The organism is Paracoccus sp. P2 (assembly GCF_046335115.1).
Taxonomy (GTDB): Bacteria; Pseudomonadota; Alphaproteobacteria; order Rhodobacterales; family Rhodobacteraceae; genus Paracoccus; species Paracoccus pantotrophus.
This window is the reverse complement of sequence record NZ_JBGOSN010000090.1, coordinates 1-6,897: the sequence shown is the minus strand read 5'-3', so window position 1 is coordinate 6,897 and position 6,897 is coordinate 1. Positions and strand designations below refer to the sequence as shown.

General features: G+C 67.2%; 9 protein-coding genes and 1 pseudogene. 4 read left to right on the top strand and 6 right to left on the bottom strand.

All coding sequences use genetic code 11. The features are described from left to right. The 4 genes and pseudogenes from ACDP63_RS23900 to ACDP63_RS23885 form a co-directional block, all read right to left on the bottom strand. The coding region (locus ACDP63_RS23900) for an iron chelate uptake ABC transporter family permease subunit (RefSeq protein ID WP_409928766.1) at positions 1 to 906 on the bottom strand (906 nt) is incomplete at its 3' end. Continuing rightward, the gene (locus tag ACDP63_RS23895; protein WP_231487003.1) at positions 903 to 1,517 is read right to left on the bottom strand and encodes a hypothetical protein; all 615 of its coding nucleotides are present in this window, start codon (positions 1,515 to 1,517) and stop codon (positions 903 to 905) included. The genes ACDP63_RS23900 and ACDP63_RS23895, both read right to left, overlap by 4 nt. Before the next feature lie 256 nt (positions 1,518 to 1,773). Next, positions 1,774 to 1,968, bottom strand: a complete 195-nt coding sequence (locus tag ACDP63_RS23890) for a TonB-dependent receptor (RefSeq protein ID WP_024846179.1) — start codon at positions 1,966 to 1,968, stop codon at positions 1,774 to 1,776. Continuing rightward, positions 1,950 to 2,171 (bottom strand): annotated as a pseudogene (locus tag ACDP63_RS23885) (transposase domain-containing protein); the annotation flags it as partial. The gene ACDP63_RS23890 and the pseudogene ACDP63_RS23885, both read right to left, overlap by 19 nt. Here ACDP63_RS23885 and ACDP63_RS23880 point away from each other — a divergent pair. Next, a complete protein-coding gene (locus ACDP63_RS23880) occupies positions 2,172 to 2,408 on the top strand; it encodes a hypothetical protein (RefSeq protein WP_024846181.1) in 237 nt (78 codons plus the stop codon). 463 nt (positions 2,409 to 2,871) lie between these two features. Here ACDP63_RS23880 and ACDP63_RS23875 read toward each other — a convergent pair whose 3' ends face one another. Together ACDP63_RS23875 and ACDP63_RS23870 are read right to left on the bottom strand one after the other, a co-directional pair. Then, positions 2,872 to 3,171: a CcdB family protein gene (locus ACDP63_RS23875; RefSeq protein ID WP_024846182.1), complete on the bottom strand. Its 300-nt coding sequence runs from the start codon at positions 3,169 to 3,171 to the stop codon at positions 2,872 to 2,874. Continuing rightward, positions 3,171 to 3,407, bottom strand: coding sequence for a type II toxin-antitoxin system CcdA family antitoxin (locus ACDP63_RS23870; protein WP_028711008.1), 237 nt, complete (start codon positions 3,405 to 3,407; stop codon positions 3,171 to 3,173). Before ACDP63_RS23870 ends, ACDP63_RS23875 begins: the two co-directional genes overlap by 1 nt. 1,287 nt (positions 3,408 to 4,694) lie before the next feature. On the opposite strand from ACDP63_RS23870, the gene ACDP63_RS23865 reads away from it, so the two are divergent. The 3 genes from ACDP63_RS23865 to ACDP63_RS23855 all read left to right on the top strand — a co-directional run. After that, positions 4,695 to 5,255 (top strand): TetR/AcrR family transcriptional regulator, encoded by a 561-nt coding sequence (locus tag ACDP63_RS23865; RefSeq protein WP_233352081.1) that lies wholly within the window; start codon positions 4,695 to 4,697, stop codon positions 5,253 to 5,255. Positions 5,256 to 5,258: 3 nt separating this feature from the next. Beyond that, positions 5,259 to 6,404, top strand: coding sequence for an efflux RND transporter periplasmic adaptor subunit (locus tag ACDP63_RS23860; protein WP_409928765.1), 1,146 nt, complete (start codon positions 5,259 to 5,261; stop codon positions 6,402 to 6,404). Next, a partial coding sequence (locus ACDP63_RS23855) for an ABC transporter permease (RefSeq protein WP_409928764.1) occupies positions 6,401 to 6,897 on the top strand: 497 nt, incomplete at its 3' end. The genes ACDP63_RS23860 and ACDP63_RS23855, both read left to right, overlap by 4 nt.

Below are 6,897 nucleotides of genomic sequence, written 5' to 3'. Positions count from 1 at the left end.
GCCTCGCGCCGCCCATGGCGGACAGCCGCCCGCCGCGGTCTGCGTCAACCAGAGCGAAACCGACCGGCAGAGCCAGAGAGCAGCTTCAATCACCCCAGAGCCCGCCCAATGATCGCGGAGTGGCTTGGCTCGGGCGCGGTCATCGGGTTCGCGGTCAGCCGCTGCAGGATCGCCCCCGCCCCGGCCAGCAGCGCCCCGGCCAAGGCCGACAAAACCCACCAGCCCGATCTCGGCCAGACCATGGCCGACAGCGCCACCGCCAGCAGCAGCGTGGCAAGGCGCAGCGGCGCCAACCGCAGGCCCAGCCCATGCGCCCTCGGGGCCCAGCGACATCACCATCAGCGGCCGGGCCAGCGCCGCCGCGGAGGCCAGCGCCGGCAGCAGCGCCAGCGCCATGTTCCGGCTGCCCGACCGGTCCACCTGCGCCAGCACCCCGCCGTTCCACATCACCCGCGACAAGAGGTAATGCCCCTGCGTCCGGGTCATCGCCGTCGCCAGGGCCGAGGCCATCAGCCCCACCAGCATCCCCGCGAACGTCACCGTCACCGGGGCAAAGCCGCGCCGCGCCCCCAGCGCCATGATCAGGAAGGTCGCCGCGCCCGCCGGGGTCAGCACCACCGGCAGGTTGCCCCCGGCCAGCCAGCCCGGCGCATGGATCGTGGCCGCGACGATGGCGAGCTGCGCGCCCGAGGCGGTGCCCGGCGTCGTCGGATCGGCCAGCGGGTTGCGCAGCACCGCCTGCATCAGCGCCCCGGCCAGCCCCAGCGCCGCGCCGGCCAGCAAGGCCAGGATCCCGCGCAGCATCAGCCCATAGGCCAGCAGGATCTGCCCGACCGACATCTCGTCAATCCGCCAGGGCAAGGCGGGCCATTCGGCCAGCGGCAGCGCCGCCACCGCGGCAATCATCCACAGGGCCAGCGCCGCCCCGGCCCCCCGGCAAGGGTCATGCGGTTCATCCCCCGGCCCTCCAGAGCGGCGACTAGCTCGTGGCCGAAGCGCAGCGCCGAGGGCATGCCGGCAAAGGGCCGCGGTTCCGGCAGGCGATGCACCCGCCCCGCCCTGACCGGCGGCAGGCTGTTCCACAGCGCCACCGAGCGCAGCGCGCACTCGACCTGCACCGGGATCGGACCCAGGCCGACCAGCCGGGCCTCGGGGAACGCAGCCAGCCGCTCCAGCGGGATGGGCGCGGCAAAGGCAAAGCGGGTGCGCCCGGTCCAGGCATTGCGCATCCCCATCGCCTCCAGCGCGCCGCCGAACAGGCTGTCGGTGCCGAAGACGCGGATATGGCGGGCATCGCCCAGTTCGAACAGCAGGCAGGCGCGCCCGGCATGGGGCGCGGCGCGGCCGGCCAGCATGGCAAACTCGGCGGCGGCGGCCTGGGTCCGCGTCCCGGCAGCGGGATCGCCCAGCCGCGCGGCCAGTTCCCCCAGCAGCGCCATCACCTTGGGAAAGGCCGGCTTGCCCGCGACGTAAAGCGCACGGGTAAAGACCGGCGCGATGCGCCAGCCGCGGCTCAATGGCGCTGTAATGGCTCGAGGACAGGATCAGCTCGGGCGCGACAAGGCTCAGCGCCTCGAGATTGGGCGCCCCGTGCAGGCCCAGGTCAACGGTGGCGGCGCGAAAGGCGATCAGCTCGGCCAGGGCGACCTGCGCCTGGCCAAGCGCCATCGCCGTCTCGGCCAGGGCCCAGTCCACCGCCGCCAGCCGCAGCCCCGGCGCCGCGCGGGCCGGCAGCCAGAAGGGCGCGTCGCATCAATCCCTTGCCGGACAGTGTCACCATTTACATGTCAAGCTTGCCTGCACGGTTCGTCCGTCGCCATAATAGCTGGAGTTCGGCCCGCCGGCCGAGATATAGGCCTCGTCCGTCACGTTGTTGATGTTCAGCCGGCCGATCACGCCGTTTTCCCATTCGTAGCTGGCGCCCAGATCGTAAGCGTGCGGGCTGACCGCTATCCGTTCCGACGCCATGGCAGCAGATCATCGACCTTGGTGATCCTGTAGTCGGGGATGCGGGCGATGGTATCTGCGAGCCAGGCTTGGGGATCGACGGCGTTGAGCTTGGCTGTCTCGATCAGGGTGCAGGCAATGGCGGCGGCCTTGCCGCCCGCCTCGGAGCCGACGAAGAGGTAGTTCTTCCGCCCGAGGGCGATGGCGCGCATGCCGCGTTCGGCATGGCAGATGCTCTCATTACTTCCGATACCTTCGTTCCTGTCCTCATGCCAGGCATGGCCTGCAAGATGATGGTCCGGGATGCGCCCGTCGAGGTGACGTTCACCCCGGCGCCTGTGCAGACCAGGGGCCTGGCCCTGTTTCCGGGGGATGTGCTGCCTATCGGGGCAGGGGATGCCATCCGCGCACGAAAGACCTCGGATTTCGCACCGACCCTGGTGTTTGAGGTGCTCGGCTGATGCGTTACCTCGGCATGCCCTTTCCGATCCTGAAAGCCGGGCTCAGGAGTTTCCTTGGCCTTCACGACGCTGCCGGCGGTCCTGGAGCGCCCGTCTATCCCAGGACCGCCTGCGACCCCAATGGCACGGTGCTGTTGGACTATGCGCCCAATGGCTCACCGGATAGCCGATGGCCTCGCCCCTGCGGGCCTTGTCCCAGGCCATGATGCCGGCGAAGAACAGGGCCGGTGCATCGGCAGCCCGCATCATGTGGTGGCTCGAGATTTTACGCGGATTCTCACACACCATTCGGATCAGGCTCTCGATATGGTCCTGGTTCGCATGCGAACCAGTTGAGGCGCTGATCCCGGTCCTGCTTGTCGAGACCGTAATTGGTGGCGATGTCGACCTTGCCCCCAGTCATAAACCGGGGCCGCCACGCTTGGGAAGCGGGAAGGATTGGGCAACTGAAGAAGAGAGGGCGTCACACCCCGGTCAGGAGCATGTCCAGCGCGCCCGTGATCTCGGTATCGTGCTGTGCAAGGCTGCCTGCGAGTGTCTTCAGAATGGAAGCGGGAACCGCGGCCATGAACTGCGTCACCATCACATAGCGCTCGGACTGTATGTCAAAGATGGGGTTCAGCTGCTTGAGCACGGGCGGCGAAGCGCCCACCGGCATCATCGGCACCACAAGGCGCGTGCTCAGATTGTCCAGAAGGTCGGTCTGCACATCGAGAAGATACCCCGAACCATCCGGGCTGGCATAAACGTCATATCGCGCCATCAGAAGAGCCGGTATTTTTCAAGGGGCAGGCCGTTCTCTTCGACCCAACGGTTAACCCCTTCAATCGCCTTGGCGTTCTCACGCTTCCACGCCTCGGCTTTGGCTTCCCTGACCGCGCGACGCAAACCGGCCTCTGCGGCCTGCGACAGGTTTACTCCGAAGGACCGGGCTTCGCTGAGCAAGCCCTGATCCAGTGACAGATTGGTCGGTTTTTTGGGAACGGATTGTGTCTGCATCGGGCTACCTCCTGCATGTGCATAATATATGCGCATGACGCTGCAAATCAATCCCTGTCATCCAGCACCTCGCCTGCCCCCTCTTCCGGGCGGAAAACGATGCGCTGATGGCGGCGGCGACGCTGCGCGCGGCCTTCCGCACCGATGTCGGGTCAACATCCGCCGCGACGAGCTGGAATCGCGTGTACTCAACGCGCTGCGTACCAAACTCGTCGATCCGGAACTCTTCGCCCATTTCTGTGAAGTCTTCACGCAAGAGATGAACCGGCTGCGCATGGAAGGCCGCGCCGAGATCGCATCGGCTGAGGCGGAGATTGCGAAGATCGATCGGGAACTTGAGACGCTACTCAATCTGATTCTGAAGGGTGGGGCGGCTGACGCGCTCAACGCGAAGATGGTGGTGATTGAGAAACGCAAGAAGGAACTTGAACTGTTCCTGGCCGAAGCCGACGAGCCGCCGCCGCTGCTGCACCCAAGCATGGCACTGCAATACCGCAAGCGGGTCCAACAGCTTTACGACGCCCTGCAGGACGAAGACGAGGGGAAGCGGATCGAGGCCGCAGACACGCTGCGCTCGCTCGTGGATCAGATCGTGCTGACGCCGNTGGCACTGCAATACCGCAAGCGGGTCCAACAGCTTTACGACGCCCTGCAGGACGAAGACGAGGGGAAGCGGATCGAGGCCGCAGACACGCTGCGCTCGCTCGTGGATCAGATCGTGCTGACGCCGGTCGACGGCAAGGTGGAGATCGACGTTCAGGGCGATCTCGCTGGAATCCTTACGATTTCCACGCAAAGCAAAAACCCCGCAGCGGGCGCTACGGGGTCGCAAGTAAAGATGGTTGCGGGGGCAGGATCTAATCTTCACTTGCGCCCCGAGCAAGTAAAGATGGTTGCGGGGACCGGCGTCGATCATAACTTGCGATCGACGCCGGTAAAGATGGTTGCGGGAGCGCGCAACCATCTTTATCGGCGCTCCCCCGCACCAAACGTAATCCTCCTAATAAAACAACTTGAACCAGATGGTTCTGCACTTTTCAGAGCTGCGGCTTAGCGTCCGTTAGACGAACTTACGTGTTGTCTTCCGTATTCGCCGCGTTGGGGGCAGAGATAGGCCAGCCTCCCTCTTGCCCACCTAGTTCCCGGTGTCGCGGCAATCAATGCATGCAGAAAATGATGCCCAGTGATTGACGCATCGCATGGGGCTGCCTAAACATGTTTGTGACTACTCACTAACTAACGGGGTGCCCCGTGCGAAAGTCAGCGGAGCTTCGCAAGGCCGAGATCGTGGCCACCGTGCTCGACCTGGCCGACCGGATCGGACCGGACCGGGTGACGACGGGGGCGGTCGCGTCGCAGATCGGCGTCACGCAGGCCGCGCTGTTCCGGCACTTCCCGACCAAGGCGGCACTCTGGCAGGCCGTTGCCGAGCATGTGGCCGAGGGGCTGGCAACGGCGTGGGAGGATGCATTGCGCCTCGGAGACACGCCGGTCGTCAGGTTGCGTGCACTGATTTCCGCACAATTCGCGCAGATCGACGCGACCCCCGCGCTGCCGATGCTGCTGTTTTCGCGTGAGTTGAATGTCACCAATGCGGAGCTGCGCGCCACCTTTCACGGCAGGCTCACGACCTTCCACGGCCTTCTGGCGATGGAGGTCAGAGCCGGCCAGAAAACCGGCGCGTTGCGCGGCGACATCGCCGCAAACGATGCGGCGGCGCTGCTGACGTCGCTCGTGCAGGGCGTGGCGATCCGCTGGGCGCTCGGCGCCCGCGATTTCGACTTGCGAGCCGAGGGGCTGCGCCTGTTCGACGCACAGTGCCGGCTTTTGGCTGCGGAAGGAGAATAGACGATGCGGCGCATCTGGCTGTCGGGTCTTCTTCTGGCGGCGGCTGTCGCTGCCGGCTTTCTGATCTTCACCGAACGTCCGCTGACGGTGGTGGTCGTTCAGCCCGAACATGATGTCGACCTTCGCATCTACGGGCTCGGCACCGTCGAGGCGCGGATACTCAGCCGTGTCGGCTTCGAGGTGGGCGCTGCCTTGGCCTCGCTGGCCGCCGATGCCGGGGACAGCGTGGCCAAGGGGCAGGAACTGGCCGTCCTTCACTCTGCCGAGCAGGAAGCGCGCGTTACCCGCGCGGGCGCAGCGGTGACGGCCAATGAGGCCAATCTTGCCAAGGCCACCGCAGCGGTGGTGCGCGCCCATGCCGTTCTGGCCGAGCGCGAAGCGGCGAACCGCCGCCAGCAAGGGTTGGTACAGCGTGATATTGCGTCGGTCCAACGCGCCGAGGAAGCGCAACGCGACGAGGATGTGGCCCGCGCCGATCTGGCCGTGGCCGAGGCTGATGTGGCAGTGATCCGGGCGCAGGGCCTCGACGCGGCGGCGGCCCTGCGGCAGGAGGAAGCCCTTCTCGCCCACCACCGCCTGCTTGCCCCCTATGACGCGCTGGTCGTCGCCCGCCATGCCGAGCCGGGCACGGTGGTGAAGGCGGGCGATGCGATCTTCACCCTGATCGACCCGGCCACCATCTGGATCCAGGCCTATGTCGACGAGGAACGGGCCGGGCAGCTCGTCGCGGGCCAGCCGGCCACGATCCGGCTGCGGTCGCAGCCCTCGGCCGAATTCCACGGCGCCATCGCCCGCATCGGCCTCGAAAGCGACCGGGTGAACGAGGAACGCCGCGTCTGGGTGACCTGCGCCGACTGTCCGGCCGAGATGTTCCTCGGCGAACAGGCCGAGGTGCGCATCACCACCGGCACCCGCGCCAGTGCGCTGATGGTGCCGGAGGTGGCGATCACCGGCTTCGACGGGCATCGCGGCACGGTCTGGACCGTGCGGGACGGACGCCTCGCGCGGGTGGAACTGACGTTCGGCGCCCGCGACGACCGCGGCCGGGTCGAGGTCACGGGCGGCCTGCCGGACGGCGCCGCCATCGTCGCCCGCCCGCCGGCGGGCGCGGCCGAGGGCCGCCGCGCGCGCATCGGCGGGGCGACATGAACCTTGCGCTCAAGGACATCCGCCACGGGCTGTTCCGCTTCGTCCTCACCTGTTTCGGGCTGGGGCTGCTGATGACGGTCGTGCTGGCGATGATCGGCATCTACAACGGCCTCGTCTCGGACGCGCTGGCGGTGGTAAAGGCACCGGCCGCAGATGTCTGGGTGGTGGAGGCCGGCACCAAGGGACCGTTCGCGGAAGCCTCCAGCATCCCCGTCGACACGCGCGACGCGGTGGCGCGAATGCCCGGCGTGGCCGAGGCCGGTGCGGTCAACTACCAGAACGTCGAAGCGCCTCATGCCGGGCGCACACTGCGACTCTATGTCGTCGGCTACGAGCCGGGCCGCCCGGGCGGGCCGCAGGCGATCGCCGAGGGGCGCGGCATCGGCGCGGGCCATTTCGAACTGGTGGCCGACCGCAAGACCGGCCTGCTGCCCGGCGAGACGATCCGGCTCGGGCGCGACCGCTTTACCGTGGTCGGGCTGGTCGAAGGGGC